Below are 17514 nucleotides of genomic sequence, written 5' to 3' on the forward strand. Positions count from 1 at the left end.
CGTTTCAATCAGGGCTAACCCAGTTTGTAAACCTTTAGTATTTAAGATAGTTTATCATCTACTAAAGCACAGATTCTTTCAAATTGTTCTTCAATTCCCATATCAGAATTATCGAATTCAATAGCATCATTAGCTTTTACTAGTGGAGAGTCTTCCCTTGTCGAATCAATTCTATCACGTTCTTGTACATTAAAAAGAATTTCATCAAAATTTACTTTATCTCCCCTATCTATTAATTCTTTATAACGTCTTGTAGCTCTTTTATCAGCAGAAGCAGTCATAAATAATTTTAAATCGGCATCAGGAAAAACAACTGTTCCTATATCTCTACCATCCATTACTACTCCACCTTCTTTACCCATTTCTTGCTGTTCAGCGACAAGTTTTTTTCTAACTTCAGAAATTGCTGCTACTTTACTTACCAATTGAGAAACTTCTAAAGTTCTAATTTCTTTTTCTACATTCTTGCCATTCAAATACATTTCTGCAAAACCTAAATCTTCATTAAATAGAAATGAAAGTGAGATACTATTCAAACTTGAAATTAAACCTTCCTTATTTAAAGTATCTATACTAACAAAATCATTCTTCTTTGCAAAAAGTGTTACTGCTCTATACATAGCACCTGTATCAACATATATATAGTTGTATTTCTTTGCTAATAATTTAGCAATGGTACTTTTCCCTGTTGATGAAAATCCATCTATAGCAATTGTAATTTTTTTATTCATTATTATCTTTTATCTAAATCTATTTGTAAACTAAATGTACTGGCATTAGCAGCAGAATGGAATTTAGAATATGCATAATTAAACTTTATTTTATTCATTTTAATTCCAAACCCAAAAGAAATACCACCAAAAGTTCTTACATTTTGCAATTTTAATTCTGCTGCTCTTCTAAAATTATAGCCCATTCTAATATTAATAGCACTTTCTGGGAATAATTCAGCACCAATAACAAAATGTCTAAAAGTATTACCAATAAAACCAATTTCTTCCTCAGTTACATTTCCTTCTAAATCAGTAGTTTGCTCTGAAGGGTTAGATTCTGAAACATTCCATTGTTGTAAATTATCTAAAGTAAAATACCATTTTAAAGGAACATATTCTAATTGATAAGAGCCTCCTAACGCAACTTTAAATGGTAGTTTTTCATCAGTCCCATCATAAGTACTAATTTGTGTTCCCACATTTCTAGCTACTAATGTAAATGAATAAGGTTTATAAGGACTGTAATATAAAATACCGAAATCGCCAGCAGCACCAGCAGAATTATAATTACTAATCCTTGAATTTATTATTTTGATACTAGCTCCAAAAAATAAATTTGTCCAAGGTAAATTTCTAGCATAACCAATTGAAATTGCTAAATCATTAGCACTAAAATCACCAGTTTCATTTCCTTCAACATCAGCACCAATTAAAGTACCATAATCTAAATACTTAATGCTTCCATGTATCGTACCAAAACGTCTTGATATTAATTTTGCGTAAGACAATGAACCAATATTAATCCCTGCCAAATAACTAGAATAATTAACAGAAACTTTATTATCAATCTCAGGATTGATCGTAGATGGATTCCATATAGGTTGATTAACATCATCAATAAGCGTTAATACTTCTCCACCAAGGGAAATTTGCCTTGCAGAAGTAGATAAATTCAAAAATTGATAAACATTTTCTCCTCCAACTTGAGATTTAGACTCTATTGAAAATAAAAAAGATATATATAAAATAAATAAAATTCTCATTTAGGCTATTAGTTTACTAATTTTTAAACGAAAATACACTAGAATATTTCATAAAAAAAGCAAATTTCGACAAATTTCTATAACTTATATAAATAAAAATCAATGAACTCTGATAAACTAATAAACTAACATAAAAATGTATTTCGTTTTTCGCTTAGCGGGTGCAAATATACAACCCATTTCTAATCCCACAAGGAATTATTTTAAAAATATTTAATTTATTTTTAACCTTTCTATAACTGCATTAAAACAAGACTATTAAGTCCTTAATTATTTTTAAAAATTTAATCCTTTTTTTTAACATAGTGTTTTTCTTTAACACAAGCATAGCTCAAACGACTAACCTTGTGTTAAGGATTGTAGCAGTTGTCTGAGCTCTTTTTTTGTTATCTAAGGAAATTTTAGTTCGTTTTATGTAAATTACATCTATAATAAGATAACTCAATACTCCAAAAAGAAACAAAAAAAAGCGAGCGCGCAAATCCTGAACCGACTAAAAGAAGGGGAACACCATAAAAAAATGTCTATTATTCCTTTTTCTTTTTAATAGATTTTTTCTTTTTTCTCATTTTAGCGAACATCTGTTTGTAAATTTCAATGTCTATTTCTGCTTTTCTTTCAAAAATTATTTTTGAAAAATCGAAATTAAGTTTAGAATCTTGCTTTTTCAGCTTATCATTTTGAAAAGCACGCTGTAAAACATCTTCTATTAAGAAGTCTTCGTTCTCGAATTCTGGATGATATTCTGTTTTAAGCGACAGTTTAAAAACATTTGCAGTTGTGTTGTACCAAAATGCTTTCCAGCCACTTCTTAAATTTTGAATGTTTTGAAATGCTGTTTTGCCTGTTTGACGATGAATTAACTTTATAAGTATACGACCTTCTGTTCTAGTCATCTTTTTTATTTGATCTGTAAATTCGCCTTCAATGTATTTTTGAACAAGCTTTGTGTATTTCTTTCTTTTTCTTTTAGAATCAATTTTATTTAGACGCACATTTAATGAGTCTAATCTTTCTGATGCTAATTTTGCATAAGGATAGGCTTTAAAAACTTTTTTTCTAAACCATATATAATAACGTATGTCTTTTCTGGATTTGAATTTGTGTTTTGGAAATAAAGTGATTTCGTTTAACTTTATAGTTATACTATCTCCTGGTTTTACGAATATATAATCATCGTAATTATTAGGTAGAGAGTCTAATTCTTCTTTTTTCTGCGAAAAAGTAGTTAGGGAAAATAGTATTATATATATGTATAGGAAGTTTTTCAATCTCTTATTTATTTAACACTTAAAAATAACAGAAAATATAGACTTTATATATGTTCTAAAAAGTATTATTAACTGTTTATCTTATCTATAAAATCTTGTTCTGATATAATAGATATACCTAAAGTTTCTGCTTTTGCTAGTTTTGAAGGCCCCATATTATCGCCAGCAACTATAAAGTTTGTCTTTTTAGATATTGAAGAACTTACTTTACCTCCATTATCTTCTATTGCTTTTTTTAATTCGTTTCTACTCATTTGATGAAAAACTCCAGAAACCACAAATATTTGTCCTTGTAATTTATCTGTTTGATTTTCTAAACTTTCTGCTGATATTTCTAATTGGACACCTACTAATTTTAATTTCTCAATTAATTGAATATTATTTAAATCATTTGAAAAATTAATGATGCTTTGTGCAATTCTATCTCCTATTTCATCAACAGCTATTAAAGTTTCGAAATCGGCTGTCATTAAATTATCTATTGACTTAAAATGTTTCGCTAATTTTTTGGCAACAGTTTCACCAACAAAACGAATTCCGAGTGCAAATAATACTTTTTCGAACGGAATTTCTTTTGATTTTTCAATTCCGGAAATCATATTCTGAGCAGATTTTTCTGCCATTCTTTCTAAAGGAATAACTTGCTCAACTTTTAAATCGTACAAATCTGCATAATTTTGAATTAAACCTTCTTTACGCAATAAATCTACAGTTTCTCCACCTAAACCATCAATATCCATTGCTTTCCTTGAAATGAAATGCTGAATTCTACCTGTTATTTGAGGCGCGCAACCAAATTCATTTGGACAATAGTGTTTTGCATCGCCCTCTGTTCTTATTAAAGGTGTATTACATTCTGGGCAATTTGTAGCATAAATTGTAGGTTCTGAATTTTCTGGACGCTTTGTAAAATCTACAGCAATAATTTTTGGAATAATTTCTCCTCCTTTTTCAACAAATACAGTATCTCCTACTCTAATATCTAATTTTTCTATTTGATCTGCATTATGTAATGATGCACGTTTAACAGTTGTACCTGCTAATTGCACAGGTTCTAAATTTGCAACTGGTGTTATTGCACCTGTTCTACCAACTTGATATGTAATTTCGTTTAAAATAGTTGATACTTGTTCTGCTTTAAATTTATACGCAATTGCCCATCTTGGCGCTTTTGATGTATAACCTAATTCTTCTTGTTGTTGTAAGTTGTTTACTTTTATTACAATTCCATCAGTTTCGTAAGGTAAATCGTGTCTTTTTGTATCCCAAAAATTTACAAACTGAAAAACTTGATCTATTGATTTTGCTAAAGTGATTGTTTCTGGAACTTTAAAACCTACTTTTCTTGCGTTTTCCAAACTCTCGAAATGTGTTTTATATTTTCTTTCGGATGTTACTACTTGATATAATAAACAGTCTAAAGGTCTTTTTGCAACTTCTGTACTGTCTTGTAATTTTAAACTTCCGCTTGCTGTGTTTCTTGGGTTTCTATATTCTTCTTCTCCATTTGCAACTCGTTCTTCGTTCATTTTATTAAAACCTTCTATTGGCAAAATGATTTCGCCACGCATTTCGAAGTTTTCTATAAAGCCTTTTCTTATTGATAAAGGTATTGATCTTATTGTTTTAATGTTATTGGTTACTTCATCACCTTGAAAACCATCTCCTCTTGTTACTGCTTTTACAAATTGACCATTTTCATAGGTTAGGTTAATAGAAGCTCCATCGAATTTTAACTCACAAGTATATTCAGTTTCTGTTGTACCTAATACTTTTTGCACTCGTTTTTCCCAATCTAACAAATCTTCTTTAGAGTAAGAATTGTCTAAAGAATACATTCTGTTTTTATGAGTAACTGTATTAAAGTTTTTGGTTATTGTACCTCCTACTCTTTGTGTTGGTGAGTTTGGATCGAAAAAAATAGGATTTTCTAATTCTAATTTTTCTAACTCTTTAAGCTTAATATCGAACTCAAAATCTGATATAGTTGCATTATCTAACACATAATAATTATAATTATGTGTATTTAATTCATCACGAAGTGATTCTATTTTTTGTTGAATTGTCATTCTTTTGATAAAAAAATTAATCTTGCTTTGTTCCTATTAAAACACTTACTCCCTCTGGAAAAGGGTTGCCTGAAGATCTCCTAAAGGAAACTATTTGACCTACATGCCAAATTGCATCTGCTATTGGTCCATTAATAACACACCAATAAGAAAACTCTTTTTCTGGAAACAGTATTTTAAATTGAGAAACATCTTTACTTTCTCTAAATATTGTACTTGCTTGTAAAAAGTTTTCTAGTGTTTTTTTTCTTTTTTCTGCAAAAGTCATTTTATATTGCTTACCATCATTTACTTTTATTAATGTAGCATATAAAATTCTTATTGATAAATTAAAAATATGATCTATAGTTTCTTCTGTTGTTCTTGCTGATGCATTTGGTTTAAAATCTAAATCTTTTTCTGTTAAACCTTCTGTTGCCCAGTAATATCTAAATCCTAAACCATCTACCATTCTGCTTGCACTTGTACCTGCTGTAAATTCTTTAGGTGCTTCTGGAATTTGATAATAAGGTAATTTATTTTGAACACTCATTTATTAAAGTCTTATTGAATAATTAATTTCTAATTTTTTGATAAAAATAAGTAAAAGAATAATGAATTTAAAGTTGATTTAAAATTACTTTACTTGATTTTTAAAAAGTAGAATTTAATAGAATTCTAAAAGTTAGCAAACAAGTTCAGCCCAGATTGAAATGGCATCCTTTTTTTGTTTTTCACAAAAAAAGATATAATGGAAAGCTGGAAATAGCTACAAAAAAATAAACCCAAAACAAATGCTTTGGGTTTGATGATTAAATTGAATGCGTTTTTTATTAATAATATGTATATCGTCTTACTTTTGCAATGTATTTTGCCAAACGAATTACTTGATGTGAATAGCCATATTCATTATCGTACCAAACATACACAACAATGGTTTCTTTATCTGCTATGGTTGATTTGCTATCGAAAATTGATGGTGCTGTACAACCTATAATATCTGAAGAAACTAATTCATTATCTAAAGAATATTTTATTTGCTCTACTAAATCACCTTCTAAAGCTGCTTGTTTTACTAGTGCATTTATAGCTTCTGTAGTTACTGGTCTTCTTAATTGTAAATTTAAGATTGCCAAAGATCCATTTGGTACAGGAACCCTAATTGCGTTTGAGGTTAACTTACCTTCTAAAACCGGAATTGCTTTTGAAACGGCTTTTCCTGCACCTGTTTCTGTAATTACCATATTTAGAGCTGCAGCCCTACCTCTTCTGTATTTTGAATGAATGTTATCTACTAAATTCTGATCGTTTGTATATGCGTGTATGGTTTCTAAATGGCCTTTTTTAATTCCGAAATTATCTTCTAAAACTTTTAAAACGGGTGTAATTGCATTGGTTGTACAAGATGCTGCTGAAAAAACATCTACTTTATCTGGGTTGTAGTCTTTATGATTTACACCATGTACAATATTTGGCACTCCTTTTCCTGGGGCAGTTAATAAAACTTTACTTGCTCCTTTTGCTTTTAAATGTCTTGCCAAAGCAACATCGTCTCTAAAAGCACCTGTGTTATCTATAATTAAAGCATCATTAATTCCGAATTTTGTATAATCTATATCTTCTGGATTATTTGCAGAAATCATAGCAACAGTTGTTCCGTTAATAATTAAAGCTTCGTTTTCTATATCTGTTTGTACAGTTCCTAAAAAATCTCCATGAACAGAATCTACATTTAATAAAGAAGCTCTTTTTTCTAAAATGGACTGCGAAATTTCGCCACGAGTTACAATGGCTCTTAATCTTAATTGAGAACCTTTACCCATTTTAGTCATTAATTCTCTTGCTAATAAACGACCAATTCTACCAAAACCATATAAAACGACATCTTTTGGTGTAATGTTTTTAGCTTCTTTGGCATTTTTTAATTGTTTTTTTACAAAAGCAACTTTATCTGCACAGCTTTTAGGATTTAAATAACATTCATAAGCCAATTTACCAATATCTAATTTTGATGCTGGTAAATCTATCTGCTCTATTGCTTGTGCAATACCTAATACATCTTCGATTGTAATTTTTTTGTTTACGAATTCTTTAGCATAATTGATTAAATTTAAAATTTCACTGGCTCTTTTATCTTGTAGTTGATTTCTAAAAAGCACTAATTCTATGGATTTTTCGTACCAAAGATTATTTAGGATGTTAATAAACTCTACAGTCGCTTTTCTTGTTTTTGCTTGAGAAACAACTTCGTTTTCGTAATTGAGGGTTAATGACATAGCTTAATTCTTGTTTTTAATTTCTACAAAAGTATTTCTTTTTTTGAGAATACGAAATCGATTTCGTATAAATTTTTTTCACAAAAAAATCCTGATATAAAATATCAGGATTTTTAATACTAATTACGCTAATAATTTATCTTATTGCATATCTCTCTGTTTCTCCATTTAAATTGATAACTTCTAAATATAGAGGGTTACCATTACCTATTTTACTGTTGTCTATAACCTTTTTTGCTTCGGATGCACTTAAAACAGGTTTCTTGTTTACTTTAGTAATAATAAAACCTCTTTTAACTCCATAATAAGATAAAGTTCTGTTTGCATTTTCAATGATTTTAGCACCACCTTTTAAATCGTATTTTTTTAATTCTTTACTTGATAAATCTTTTAAAGAAATACCTAAACTACTTGCTATGAATGTACTTTTCTTATTTAAAACTACAGTTTTGGTTAATAATTCTCCATCTCTATCAATTAAAACATTTACATTATCTCCAGGTCTTTTAGATGTTAATTGCCCTTTAAGCTCAGAAAACTTAGAAATTTTTACATTATTAATTTTCTTAATTACATCTCCTTTTTTTAATTCTGAGTTGTTAGCACCTTCTTCATAAAAAACATCACCTACTTTAACACCTTCATTATTAAAATTAGGATCTATTGCAATACCTAAAATAGCTTCTTGTACTGTACCAAATTCTAACAAATCATCTACAATTTTCTTTGCAATATTAGAAGGTACTGCAAAAGAATACCCTACAAATGAACCAGTTTTAGATGAAATTGCAGTATTTACACCTACTAATTCTCCTCTAATATTAACTAAAGCTCCACCACTATTTCCTGGATTTACAGCTGCATCTGTTTGTATAAAAGATTCAATATTTCTATTACCTTCTAAATCTCTACCTTTTGCACTAACAATACCTGCTGTTACTGTTGATGTTAAGTTATAAGGATTACCAACTGCTAAAACCCATTCACCTACTTTAATATTGTCTGAATTTGCAAAAGGTGTATAAGGCAAGTCAATATCTGCTTCAATTTTTAACAAAGCAATATCATTACTTGCATCTGCACCAATTAATTCTGCTTTATATTTCTTCTGATTATTTAATGTAATCTGAATATCACTTGCATTATCAATTACGTGATTATTTGTTACAATATAACCATCAGATGAAATAATAACTCCACTTCCTGTACCTACTTGCTCAAATTGTCTTTGTCCATTACCATTACCAAAGAAAATATCTAAAGGATTAGATTGTGTTCTTAAAGTTGTGTTTTTAACATGAACAACAGAATTCACAGTTTTTTCTGCAGCCAAAGTAAAATCTATAGTAGCTGCATTTAGTGTTGGTGAACTAGATTCATAAGCATTATTAAAATTTGTTTGCACTGCTTGTGCATTGTTTGGTAGTGTTCTTTCAACAACTACAGCATCATTAAAAAGCAATTTGTAACCTCCTAAAGTTAAGGTTCCTCCCAAAATTGCCATTCCTAGTAAACTAAAAAATTTCTTCATAATTCTAAATTTTTATTATTCAAATATACAATTTTAACATTTTCAAAAATTCTGTTTAACTCGCTTTTAACGGATTTTAACCACGTTTTAACAGCCAATTTTTGTTAACGAAATCATTACCTTTGCCATATGAATCTGACATTTTATAAATATCAAGGAACAGGAAACGATTTTGTTATGATAGATAACAGAACAAAAATCTTTCCAAAAACCAATACTGACAAGATTTCACAAATTTGTGACAGACATTTTGGTATTGGTGCAGATGGCATTATTTTAATAGAAAATGATAATGATTTCGATTTTAAAATGATTTATTTTAATGCTGATGGTAGTCAGACTTTTTGTGGTAATGGAGGTAGATGTGCAGTTGCATTTGCAAAATATTTAAACATTATTAAAGACAAAACAACTTTTTTAGCTTATGATGGCCAACATTTTGCAGAAATAAATGAAGGTATTGTTAGCCTTCATATGATTGATGTTCATGAAATTGTTGTAAAAGAAAATTCTGTTTTTGCTTATACAGGTACACAACATCATGTAGAAATGGTTGACGAATTAGATAATTACCCAGTTTTTGATAATGGTAAAAAAATCAGGTATTCTTATGCAGATCCTGGTAGTAATGTAAATTTTGCGCAACAAATTAATGAAAACACTTTTAGAGTAAGAACTTATGAAAAAGGTGTGGAAGATGAAACTTTGGCTTGTGGAACAGGTGTAACTGCTGTTGCAATTGCAATGCACAAAACAAACAAAACAAAAAGTAATTCAATTTCTTTACCTGTTGAGGGTGGTATCTTACAAGTTTCTTTTAACGAAAATAATGGTATTTATACTAATGTATTTTTAAAAGGACCTGCTAAATTTGTTTTTGAAGGAGATATTGTAATCTAATTTTTTTAAACCACATAGTAACAAAGAAATCATAGAGTACTATATTTTATGTACACTAATTTATACTTTTTAATTTCAATCGAAAAACAACCTAATTTTTTAAATTATGGAAATCACAAAAAAATATTTAGATGATTTAACATATACTTTTTTAGGATGTTGTATAAATGTACATAAAGAATTAGGACCTGGTTTGTTAGAAAGTGTTTATCAACAATGTATCATAGAAGAGTTAAAATATAATGATATCTCATTTTCTTCTGAATTAACTATTGATCTAAAATACAGAGGCAAAGAAATTGATTCAAAATTACGAGCAGATTTAGTTATAGAAAATTGTATTGTTGTAGAATTAAAATCTGTAAAAGAATTTCAACCTATATTTGATGCACAATTATTAACATATATGCATTTATTAAAAGTACCAAAAGGTATATTAATCAATTTTAATTGTTTAAACATTTTTAAACAAGGACAAAAAACTTTTGTAAATGATATTTTTTATGAATTACCAAATAATTAAAACTACTGAACCTATGTTTCTATGTGGTAAGTTTAAAAAATAAAAAGAGATGTCACTATTTGGTAAAAAACTTAATTTAAGAGCAATAGAACCTGAAGATTTAAATTTTCTACATACCATAGAAAACAATGAATTATTTTGGGAAGTTAGCCATACTCAAGCTCCTTTTTCTAGGTATGTTTTAAAGCAATATTTAGAAAATGCGCATTTAGATATTTATGAAACCAAACAACTACGTTTGGTAATAGAAGAAACATCAAAAAAAGAACAAGTGGGTATGATTGATTTGTTCGATTTTAATCCACAACATAAAAGAGCAGGAATTGGAATTTTAATTCATCCTTTTTATCAAAATAAAGGTTATGCCTCAGAAGCTTTATCCTTATTAATTAACTATTCTTTTTCTTATTTAAACTTGCATCAATTGTATGCGAATATTACTTCTGATAATGAGAAAAGTTTAGCTTTATTTAAAAAGCATAATTTTGCAGAAGTTGGTCTTAAAAAAGATTGGATTTTATCAAACAGAAAGTTTAAAGATGAAATTTTATTTCAATTGATAAAAGAGTAGTTTTGCAACCATAAAAAAATATAAGTAAATTGGGTAAAAAAATTTTATACGCAGTAGGTTTTGTTTTATTGTTAGGAGCCATTTTAGGTTATAATTATTATCAAAAAATATTTGGTGAAGCCATTACTAAAGATTACGTATTATTTATAAATAGTACAGATAGTTTGGTTGATGTAAAAGAAAAAATAGCAGATTATTCTAAAAACCCAAATACATTTCTTTGGGTTGCAGCTAAGAAAAACTTTTCAACACCTAAAACTGGTCGTTATTTAATAAAGCAAGGGATGTCTAATAACGATTTGGTAAATATGCTAAGAAGTGGAAATCAGACTGCTCTAAAAGTATCATTCAACAACCAAGATACTTTAGAAAAATTTGCAGGTAGAATTGCTGAACAATTAGAACTAGATTCTATTGCTATTATCAATTCTTTTACAAACAAAGATTTTTTAGCCAAAAACAAACTGAATGAAAAATCTGTTTTGCAAATATGTATACCTAATAGTTATGAGTTTTATTGGACAGTTTCTGCAGATAAATTTAGGAACAAATTACTAAGAGAATACAATCGTTTCTGGAATGCTTCTAGGCTTGCAAAAGCAAAAAATCTAAAGCTATCTAAAGATGATGTAATAACTTTAGCCTCTATTGTACAAAAAGAAACTGCGCAAAAAGTAGAACGCCCAATTGTTGCTGGTTTGTATTTAAATCGATTAAAAAACGGATGGCCTTTACAAGCAGACCCAACTATTATATATTGTATTAAAGAAGTTAAGGGTCAAGATTACGTTGTAAAACGTGTTTTAAATGTAGATTTAGAAATAAACTCTCCATATAACACCTACAAAAATAGAGGCTTACCTCCTACCTTAATTTCTATGCCAGATATTTCTTCTATAGACGGAGTTTTAAACGCTCAAAAACACAATTATTTTTATATGTGTGTAAATATAGATAAGTTTGGTTACCATTCTTTTGCTAAAACTTTAGCACAACATAACAGAAATGCAGCTAAATATCAAAGTTGGTTAAACAAAAAAGGGGTAAATAGATAAATTACTCAATAATTAATTTCATAAAATATCAAGAAAAAATATTTTATTCATAATGAAAAACGTAATAGTTTTCCAATTTTGTTAATAAAAAGACCTTTCACCTATCTAATTTACAATTTCGACGAAATTAATACACTGATATTCAGTAGATTCAAATTATGTCATACATTTGCAGCCGAAATAAAAGGATTATTTTATGATCAAAAAGTTTATATTTTTAGTATTGGTGTTTACATTATTTGTAAACGCAACTTCAGTAAATATTTCTTCTGATAAAAAAACTACTGTTTATACAACTTTTGTTACAAAAGAAACAAAGATATTACCTGTTAATATGGATTATAATATTCCTTATTTACAGAATAATTATGTTGCCTTTAAAGAAGCTGTTGCTTTTAAAGAATCTCAAGGTAAATATTACGTAGTAAACACATTAGGTTATCTAGGTAAATATCAGTTTGGTAGAACTACTTTACAGCGTTTTAAAATATACGATACTGAAGCTTTTTTAAAAAACCCAGAACAACAAGAAAAAGCATTCTTAGCTTTATGTAAAGTTAATAAATGGATTTTGAGAAAAGATATCAAGCGTTCTGTAGGTAAAACTATTAATGGTATTAAAATTACTGAATCTGGTATTTTAGCAGCTGCCCATTTAAGTGGTGCTGGTAATGTTAAGAAGTTTTTAAGAAGTAATGGTAATATACGTTTTGCTGATGCTTATGGTGCAACAATACAGTCTTACCTAAAGAAATTCTCTAATTACGATGTTTCTAATATAGAAGCAGATAGATTGGCTAAGGTTTAAAATACTTTTATAATTACACCAACAATTTCATCTTTTTCTATAAAACCAATATTTCTAGAATCAAAAGTTGCGTCTCTATTATCACCTAAAATAAAAACTTTATTTTTAGGTACAATTAAAGGCCCAAAATTATCTTTATTCCAAGGCTTATTATAAATTGATTGAATTTCTGCATCAACAAAATTCTTGCTTTCAATTAGCCTATCTACTTTAAATTTTAATTTCGATATTTCAGAATCTTTTATTAACGTTTTTAAACTGATAGAATCTACTTTAGTAATAAAAGAAAAAGCATAATCTGGTGTAGTTTCATATATTTTTTCTAGGTTATTTTTAGAAAACTTATAATAATGAACAAGACTTAAATTTTTATCAAAATTTACATCATTAACAAACACAAGCCCATTTCTAATTTCAATTTTATCACCTTCAAGACCAATTAATCTATGAACTCTTTTATGCTTTCCAGAATATTGATCACTAAAGTTATAAGAAACAAAATCGCCTCTTTTGGGAGTAGCAAAATTAGTTACCAAACTTTTAGAACCTTGTGGAATATTAGGTTCATTTGAAGGAGTTGGATTATTATATAAAACTAATATTCCAGATAAATTTAAGAGGTAATAAACAACAATTAAAAAAGTAACAAAATATAAAATGTAGTTTATTTTTCTCTTATTCATAATTACTTCTGAATTATAAAAATTGCAGGTCTTTTGTGTAAATTAGGTTGTTGATGTTTCCAATCTTTAATAGCCATAGTTTTTATATATTCTGATGATAATGTTATATCTGCAGCTATACATAAATTAGTTTGTGGAGATAAAATCACTTTTAAATCTGCAAACATTTTTTCGTTTCTATATGGAGTTTCTATAAAAATTTGAGATTGATTTTTATCGATAGAAATTCTTTCTAAATCTTTAATAGCCCTTTTTCTTTCGCCTTTGTCTATAGGCAAATAACCATTAAACGCAAAGTTTTGCCCATTAAAACCAGAACTCATCATTGCCATTAAAATAGAACTTGGCCCAACTAAAGGCACAACCTGTATATTTTTTTGATGCGCTAATTTTACAATACTTGCTCCAGGATCTGCTATTGCAGGCACACCTGCTTCTGAGAGTAAACCAACATTAAAACCTTGTGCACAAACATCTAAATAAGTTTGTGTTTCTTCTTCAACTGCATATTTATCTATTAATTTAATAGTTAAATTGGGCTGTGGTTTTTTAGGAGCTATTTTTTTTATAAACCTTCTTGCAGACTTCTCATTTTCTACAATATAATAATTGATTTCTTCAATTATTTTTTTAACTGATATTGGCATTACCTCTAAAGGTTCAGTTTCTTCTCCTAAAGTTGTTGGAATTAAATAGAGTTTACCAGTCATTTTGTAATTTTAAGATACTAATTTAAGCAAATATATTAAGACAATTTATTTGCAATAATTTCACAAGCTTCATCTAACATTTTATAAACGTTCTCAAAACCCTGTTTTCCTCCATAATATGGATCAGGAACTGAAGCATTTTCATTAGGATAAACTTCGTTCAAAATCATTTGCACTTTATTTTCATCCTCTTTATTTCTTGCTAAAGCCAAAATATTTTGATAATTACTTTCATCCATAGGATAAATAAAATCAAAATTATCAAAATCATCTACATTAAATTTTCTTGCACTTTGGTTGGTAATATTAATACCATATTTTCTGGCTACTTCTATTGAACGTTCATCTGGTAAATTACCAACATGATATGCTCCTGTACCTGCAGAATCAACAAAAATATTATCTGTATTTATTTTAGATTGTAAAATACCTTCTGCCAATGGTGAACGACAAATATTCCCCAAGCAAACCATTAGTACTTTTATCATTTAAAATGTAAGTTTTAGAAGGTTAACTTCTTTGTTAAATCATCAACGTATTTTCTGAATTGTTTATCAGTTTCTGTAAGGTTATCTACTGTTTTACAAGCATGTAATACAGTTGCGTGGTCTCTTTGCCCAATTTGATTACCAATACTAGCTAAAGAAGTTTTTGTTAATCTTTTAGCAAAATACATCGCTAATTGACGTGCTTGTACAATATGACGTTTACGAGTTTTAGATTGTAAAGTAGCCACATCCATATCAAAATACTTAGAAACTTCTTTCTGAATATAATCTATAGAAACCTCTTTTTTAGTGTTTTTAACAAATTTATCTACAATCTGTTTTGCCAATTGTAAAGAAAATTCTTTTCTATTAAAAGAAGCCTGAGCAATCATAGAAATTAAAACACCTTCTAATTCTCTAACATTAGATTTTATGTTTTTTGCTACATACTCAACAATATCTTCTGGCATTTCTACACCATCTCTATACAATTTATTTTGTAAAATAGATATTCTTGTTTCGTAATCTGGTGATTGTAATTCTGCTGATAAGCCCCATTTAAAACGAGATAACAAACGTTGTTCAATATCTTGCATATCTACAGGAGCTTTATCCGAAGTTAAAATTACCTGTTTTCCATTTTGATGCAAATGGTTAAAAATATGAAAGAATACATCTTGTGTACCTGCTTTACCTGATAAAAACTGAACATCATCAATAATTAAAACATCTATCATTTGATAGAAGTGAATAAAATCATTTCTAGTGTTCGATTTTACAGAATCTATAAACTGTTGTGTAAATTTTTCTGATGAAATATATAAAACAGTTTTATCTGAATATTTATCTTTAATATCTACACCTATTGCATGTGCTAAATGTGTTTTTCCTAAACCTACACCTCCATAAATTAATAATGGATTAAAAGAGGTACCACCAGGTTTATTGGCAACAGCCATACCTGCAGAACGTGCTAATCTATTAGAATCACCTTCTATAAAGTTTGCAAAACTATAATTAGGATTTAATTGAGACTCAATTTTTACTTTTTGTAAACCTGGAATAATAAAAGGATTTCTTAATTCTCTTTTATTAGATTCTAAAGGAACTGTAACTTTTTGAGGTTTTAAAGGATCTCTGTTAGAACTCGGAATTTTAACAATTTGTGGTCTATTACTACTGTAATTATTTTCCATTTTTACATCGTAAATCAATTTGGCATCATTACCCAATTGTCTTACTAATGCAACTCTTAAAAGTTTAATATAGTGCTCTTCTAACCATTCATAAAAAAATTTACTAGGTACTTGAATAGTCAATGCCTCTCCAGAAAGTTTTACCGGTTTTATAGGTTCAAACCAAGTTTTATAAGCTTGTGGCTTTATGTTGTCCTTTATAAAGGACAGACAGTCAGTCCAAACGGATTCAGCAGTGTTATTCATTTAATTTACTGTGTAATTTTTTTTTAAACTCTTAATTTAGGTTCATCTGTAGAACCTTTTGGACCTTTTTCTTAAGCACCACAAAAGTGTGAATAAATTTCATCATAAAAAAATGAAATTACTATTGATTATTAATTATTTTTTACGTAGAATGCAGCTAAAATTTAACACATAGTTTGAAAAAATATTCAACAACGACTAGAGTTCGATATTCAGAAACTGACCAAATGGGTGTAGTTTATCATGGAAACTACGCACAATTTTTTGAATTAGGCAGAACTGAATGGTTACGTAAGTTGGGGGTCACTTACAAAGGTATGGAAATTAGTGGGATAATGCTTCCGGTTATTTCTTTAAATTGTAATTTTATAAAATCTGCTTTATATGATGATCTTTTAACAATTGAAACTTTTTTGGTAAAAAAACCCATGGTAAAAATTGAGTTTGATTATAAAATAACAAACCAAAATAATGAATTAATCTGTACAGGAAATACTGTATTGGCTTTTATGAATATGAAAACTAAAAGACCAAAAAGATGCCCTGATTATTTATTAGAAAGTTTGGGATATTAAAGCTAATAATTATTAATTACTAGCTTTAATCATTCTATCATTTTTAAACAAATCTTTTTTCAATACGATATTTTTAAAAGTTTTTTCTTTTAAAATACTTACAGTTTCTAATCCTAAATATTGATTGATTTCAAAGAATAAAATTCCATTTTTAGTAAGGTGAGTTTTTGCCAATTCAGCAATTTTATTATAAAAAACAAGAGGATCATCATCTGAAACAAACAACGCTAAATGTGGTTCATTTTCTAAAACATTATTTAGTATTTCTGCTTTTTCGAGTTCTCTTACATAAGGCGGATTGGATACAATAATATCATAACTTTCTGATAAATTATCAGCAGTTAAAATATCCTTTTCAATAAAATTTATGTTTACTTTATTTAATTCTGCATTTTTTTTAGCCATTTTTAAAGCTTTAGAAGAAACATCAATAGCAGAAATTGTAGCATTTTTTAAATTTTTAGCCAATGCAATTGGTATGCAACCAGAACCTGTACCAATATCTAAAATGTTTAGTTTTTTATTTTTTGCTAAATCTAAATTATCAACTTCATTTAAAATCCATTCTACTAATTCTTCTGTTTCTGGTCTTGGAATTAAAGTATTTTCATCAACCAAAAAAGGATAACCATAAAACTCGGTTTTACCAATAATGTATTGTATAGGTTCTTGTTTTTTTAATCTTTTTAAAACTTTATTTAAAGTTGATAATTTAACTTCATCAATTTTAAAATCAGGTTTTAAAACAGTATCAATTCTTTGTAAACCTAAATATTCATCTATCAACAAAAAGAAAAAAGAATCGATTTCTGTTGTGGGATAAATTTCTGAAAGTTCATTTTTAAAATGAGTTCTGAATTGTTTTAATATCATATAA

18 protein-coding genes are annotated in these 17514 nt (G+C 28.0%); 6 read left to right on the forward strand and 12 right to left on the reverse strand.

Features of this window, described 5'->3' with window-relative positions:
• Nucleotides 1-41 precede the first annotated feature (41 nt).
• The 7 genes from cmk to ACJJVK_RS16430 form a co-directional block, all read right to left on the reverse strand.
• Nucleotides 42-731: a (d)CMP kinase gene (cmk, locus tag ACJJVK_RS16400; RefSeq protein ID WP_405568009.1), complete on the reverse strand. Its 690-nt coding sequence runs from the start codon at nucleotides 729-731 to the stop codon at nucleotides 42-44.
• A 2-nt stretch (nucleotides 732-733) separates the two neighbouring features.
• On the reverse strand, nucleotides 734-1756 hold the full coding sequence (porQ, locus tag ACJJVK_RS16405; RefSeq protein ID WP_405568012.1) for a type IX secretion system protein PorQ: 1023 nt from the start codon (nucleotides 1754-1756) through the stop codon (nucleotides 734-736).
• A gap of 527 nt (nucleotides 1757-2283) precedes the next feature.
• Nucleotides 2284-3027 (reverse strand): DUF4294 domain-containing protein, encoded by a 744-nt coding sequence (locus tag ACJJVK_RS16410; protein ID WP_405568015.1) that lies wholly within the window; start codon nucleotides 3025-3027, stop codon nucleotides 2284-2286.
• 68 nt (nucleotides 3028-3095) lie between these two features.
• On the reverse strand, nucleotides 3096-5096 hold the full coding sequence (gene ligA, locus ACJJVK_RS16415) for an NAD-dependent DNA ligase LigA (protein WP_405568018.1): 2001 nt from the start codon (nucleotides 5094-5096) through the stop codon (nucleotides 3096-3098).
• A 16-nt stretch (nucleotides 5097-5112) separates the two neighbouring features.
• On the reverse strand, nucleotides 5113-5628 hold the full coding sequence (locus ACJJVK_RS16420; RefSeq protein ID WP_405568020.1) for a hypothetical protein: 516 nt from the start codon (nucleotides 5626-5628) through the stop codon (nucleotides 5113-5115).
• Nucleotides 5629-5908: 280 nt separating this feature from the next.
• Nucleotides 5909-7351, reverse strand: a complete 1443-nt coding sequence (locus ACJJVK_RS16425; protein WP_405568022.1) for a glyceraldehyde-3-phosphate dehydrogenase — start codon at nucleotides 7349-7351, stop codon at nucleotides 5909-5911.
• A gap of 136 nt (nucleotides 7352-7487) precedes the next feature.
• Nucleotides 7488-8882: a trypsin-like peptidase domain-containing protein gene (locus ACJJVK_RS16430; protein ID WP_405568025.1), complete on the reverse strand. Its 1395-nt coding sequence runs from the start codon at nucleotides 8880-8882 to the stop codon at nucleotides 7488-7490.
• Between the two features lie 129 nt (nucleotides 8883-9011).
• On the opposite strand from ACJJVK_RS16430, the gene dapF reads away from it, so the two are divergent.
• From dapF to ACJJVK_RS16455, 5 genes are all read left to right on the forward strand, one after another.
• Nucleotides 9012-9782 (forward strand): diaminopimelate epimerase, encoded by a 771-nt coding sequence (gene dapF, locus ACJJVK_RS16435; RefSeq protein ID WP_405568028.1) that lies wholly within the window; start codon nucleotides 9012-9014, stop codon nucleotides 9780-9782.
• A 106-nt stretch (nucleotides 9783-9888) separates the two neighbouring features.
• Entirely contained in the window at nucleotides 9889-10305 is a 417-nt protein-coding gene (locus ACJJVK_RS16440; RefSeq protein WP_405568030.1) for a GxxExxY protein, read from the forward strand.
• Between the two features lie 49 nt (nucleotides 10306-10354).
• Nucleotides 10355-10876: a GNAT family N-acetyltransferase gene (locus tag ACJJVK_RS16445; protein WP_405568033.1), complete on the forward strand. Its 522-nt coding sequence runs from the start codon at nucleotides 10355-10357 to the stop codon at nucleotides 10874-10876.
• A gap of 29 nt (nucleotides 10877-10905) precedes the next feature.
• Nucleotides 10906-11931: an endolytic transglycosylase MltG gene (mltG, locus tag ACJJVK_RS16450; protein WP_405568036.1), complete on the forward strand. Its 1026-nt coding sequence runs from the start codon at nucleotides 10906-10908 to the stop codon at nucleotides 11929-11931.
• Nucleotides 11932-12127: 196 nt separating this feature from the next.
• Nucleotides 12128-12739: a peptidoglycan-binding protein LysM gene (locus ACJJVK_RS16455; RefSeq protein WP_405568039.1), complete on the forward strand. Its 612-nt coding sequence runs from the start codon at nucleotides 12128-12130 to the stop codon at nucleotides 12737-12739.
• Here the strand turns inward: ACJJVK_RS16455 and lepB are convergent.
• Genes lepB through dnaA form a run of 4 tightly spaced genes read right to left on the reverse strand, consistent with a single transcriptional unit; the run spans nucleotide 12736 to nucleotide 16062 of the window.
• Nucleotides 12736-13422: a signal peptidase I gene (gene lepB, locus ACJJVK_RS16460; protein WP_215995123.1), complete on the reverse strand. Its 687-nt coding sequence runs from the start codon at nucleotides 13420-13422 to the stop codon at nucleotides 12736-12738. The genes ACJJVK_RS16455 and lepB overlap by 4 nt on opposite strands.
• 2 nt (nucleotides 13423-13424) lie before the next feature.
• Complete coding sequence (locus ACJJVK_RS16465; protein WP_405568041.1) at nucleotides 13425-14132, reverse strand: SAM-dependent methyltransferase; 708 nt, start codon at nucleotides 14130-14132, stop codon at nucleotides 13425-13427.
• Between the two features lie 35 nt (nucleotides 14133-14167).
• Nucleotides 14168-14620 (reverse strand): low molecular weight protein-tyrosine-phosphatase, encoded by a 453-nt coding sequence (locus ACJJVK_RS16470; protein ID WP_405568043.1) that lies wholly within the window; start codon nucleotides 14618-14620, stop codon nucleotides 14168-14170.
• A gap of 14 nt (nucleotides 14621-14634) precedes the next feature.
• Entirely contained in the window at nucleotides 14635-16062 is a 1428-nt protein-coding gene (gene dnaA / locus ACJJVK_RS16475; RefSeq protein ID WP_405568046.1) for a chromosomal replication initiator protein DnaA, read from the reverse strand.
• 176 nt (nucleotides 16063-16238) lie between these two features.
• On the opposite strand from dnaA, the gene ACJJVK_RS16480 reads away from it, so the two are divergent.
• Nucleotides 16239-16637, forward strand: coding sequence for an acyl-CoA thioesterase (locus ACJJVK_RS16480; protein WP_405568049.1), 399 nt, complete (start codon nucleotides 16239-16241; stop codon nucleotides 16635-16637).
• A 12-nt stretch (nucleotides 16638-16649) separates the two neighbouring features.
• Here ACJJVK_RS16480 and prmC read toward each other — a convergent pair whose 3' ends face one another.
• Nucleotides 16650-17510: a peptide chain release factor N(5)-glutamine methyltransferase gene (gene prmC, locus ACJJVK_RS16485; protein WP_405568051.1), complete on the reverse strand. Its 861-nt coding sequence runs from the start codon at nucleotides 17508-17510 to the stop codon at nucleotides 16650-16652.
• Between the last annotated feature and the right edge of the window lie 4 nt (nucleotides 17511-17514).

Source organism: Polaribacter sp. Asnod6-C07, from assembly GCF_045063625.1.
In the GTDB taxonomy this organism is placed as follows: domain Bacteria; phylum Bacteroidota; class Bacteroidia; order Flavobacteriales; family Flavobacteriaceae; genus Polaribacter; species Polaribacter vadi_A.

Excerpts from the sequence above, each read along its gene's own strand:
- ACJJVK_RS16440 (WP_405568030.1), top strand. The coding sequence starts at position 9,889 with ATGGAAATCACAAAAAAATATTTAGATGATTTAACATATACTTTTTTA.
- ACJJVK_RS16455 (WP_405568039.1), top strand. The coding sequence starts at position 12,128 with ATGATCAAAAAGTTTATATTTTTAGTATTGGTGTTTACATTATTTGTA.
- prmC (WP_405568051.1), bottom strand. The coding sequence starts at position 17,510 with ATGATATTAAAACAATTCAGAACTCATTTTAAAAATGAACTTTCAGAA.
- ACJJVK_RS16420 (WP_405568020.1), bottom strand. The coding sequence starts at position 5,628 with ATGAGTGTTCAAAATAAATTACCTTATTATCAAATTCCAGAAGCACCT.
- ACJJVK_RS16430 (WP_405568025.1), bottom strand. The coding sequence starts at position 8,882 with ATGAAGAAATTTTTTAGTTTACTAGGAATGGCAATTTTGGGAGGAACC.
- dnaA (WP_405568046.1), bottom strand. The coding sequence starts at position 16,062 with ATGAATAACACTGCTGAATCCGTTTGGACTGACTGTCTGTCCTTTATA.
- cmk (WP_405568009.1), bottom strand. The coding sequence starts at position 731 with ATGAATAAAAAAATTACAATTGCTATAGATGGATTTTCATCAACAGGG.
- ACJJVK_RS16425 (WP_405568022.1), bottom strand. The coding sequence starts at position 7,351 with ATGTCATTAACCCTCAATTACGAAAACGAAGTTGTTTCTCAAGCAAAA.
- dapF (WP_405568028.1), top strand. The coding sequence starts at position 9,012 with ATGAATCTGACATTTTATAAATATCAAGGAACAGGAAACGATTTTGTT.
- porQ (WP_405568012.1), bottom strand. The coding sequence starts at position 1,756 with ATGAGAATTTTATTTATTTTATATATATCTTTTTTATTTTCAATAGAG.
- ACJJVK_RS16445 (WP_405568033.1), top strand. The coding sequence starts at position 10,355 with ATGTCACTATTTGGTAAAAAACTTAATTTAAGAGCAATAGAACCTGAA.
- ACJJVK_RS16465 (WP_405568041.1), bottom strand. The coding sequence starts at position 14,132 with ATGACTGGTAAACTCTATTTAATTCCAACAACTTTAGGAGAAGAAACT.
- lepB (WP_215995123.1), bottom strand. The coding sequence starts at position 13,422 with ATGAATAAGAGAAAAATAAACTACATTTTATATTTTGTTACTTTTTTA.
- ligA (WP_405568018.1), bottom strand. The coding sequence starts at position 5,096 with ATGACAATTCAACAAAAAATAGAATCACTTCGTGATGAATTAAATACA.
- ACJJVK_RS16470 (WP_405568043.1), bottom strand. The coding sequence starts at position 14,620 with ATGATAAAAGTACTAATGGTTTGCTTGGGGAATATTTGTCGTTCACCA.